Raw genomic sequence first — 1,174 nt, 5'->3', positions numbered from 1 at the left:
GGTGCGGACGGCCTGATCGCCGTGTCGCCGGTGTTCTCGGCCTCGTACAGCGGTCTGTTCAAGTCGTTCTTCGACGTGCTCGACAAGGACGCGCTCACCGGGAAGCCGGTGCTCGTCGGGGCGACCGGCGGCACGCCGCGGCACTCGCTCGTCCTGGAGCACGCGATGCGTCCGCTGTTCGCCCACCTGCGGGCCGTGGTCGTGCCGACCGCCGTGTACGCGGCGTCGCAGGACTGGGGAGCGGAGGGTCTCGAGCAGCGCGTCGAACGGGCCGGCGGCGAGCTCGCCCGGCTCATGACCGGGCTCGCGGCGGCCCGCCCGGCGCCGGTGGAGTGGGGCGACGACGTCATCCCCTTCGAGCGGCAGCTCGCCGCGCTGCGGGTGGAGTAGGCGCCGTCCGTCGGGTTACGGGCCCTGCGGGCCGGCCGGCGCGAGCCAGGCCGTCCAGCCGGGGGTGTGGTGCAGGGGATACGGCGTCCAGTCGCGCGCATAGTGCGGTGGGCGCTGTCCCTTTGCCGTGAGGAGGGCGGTCGGCACCTTCGCGGCGCGGTCGAGGATGCCCGCGACGGTCGTCGAGACGTTGTTGCCGTCCACCTGGGCGGAGGCGCATCCCGCGTCGTAGGCGATGGGGAGGGCGCGCGGGCCCGAGACCAGACAGGGCGGGCGCAGGCCCAGGGTGCGCAGGCTGTCGGCGGCGGCGCGGTAGCGCTCGTTCGTGATGGCCGTGGACGCGGTGACCCGGGTCAGGACAGTGGCCTGCGAGACGAGCTGCGCCGCGATGAGCAGTCCTGCGAGGACGAGGCCGCGGCGCGGGTTCAGGCGCGTGACCAGGCCGGCGACCGGCAGCGCGAGGAGTGCGTAGGCCGGGAGCAGGAAGCGCGGAGCCGAGTAGTCGATCATGAGCAGATACGGCACGGAGAGCGCGGCGGCGACGGCCATGGGGAGCGCGGTCGGCAGGAGCCGGCGCTCGCGCATGGCGTGGGCGAGCGCGGCCGCGGCGAGCAGGGGCAGGGCCAGCCACCACAGGGTGAGGCCGGGGGAGTCCACGGTCGCCGTGCACGGGCGGCACAGCAGGGGGCCGTTGAGGCTGGACCAGGCGTTGTCGAAGTTGAGGTGCAGGCCCATGTCGCCCTCGGTGGCGCTCGACACGTGCAGCCGGTCCTGCACCGAGCCG

1 protein-coding gene and 1 pseudogene are annotated in these 1,174 nt (G+C 74.4%); one reads left to right on the top strand and one right to left on the bottom strand.

Going from position 1 to position 1,174, the window contains the following annotated elements; all coding sequences use genetic code 11:
• Positions 1-390: CE1759 family FMN reductase (locus ACWD4P_RS38405; protein ID WP_449782845.1), on the top strand; the 390-nt coding region annotated here is incomplete at its 5' end.
• Between the two features lie 15 nt (positions 391-405).
• Here ACWD4P_RS38405 and ACWD4P_RS38400 read toward each other — a convergent pair.
• Positions 406-1,174, bottom strand: a pseudogene (locus ACWD4P_RS38400) (hypothetical protein); the annotation flags it as partial.

This window comes from Kitasatospora sp. NPDC002543 (genome assembly GCF_053594915.1).
Note: the sequence above shows the minus strand (reverse complement) of the source record. Positions and strands in the feature narration are given on the sequence as shown.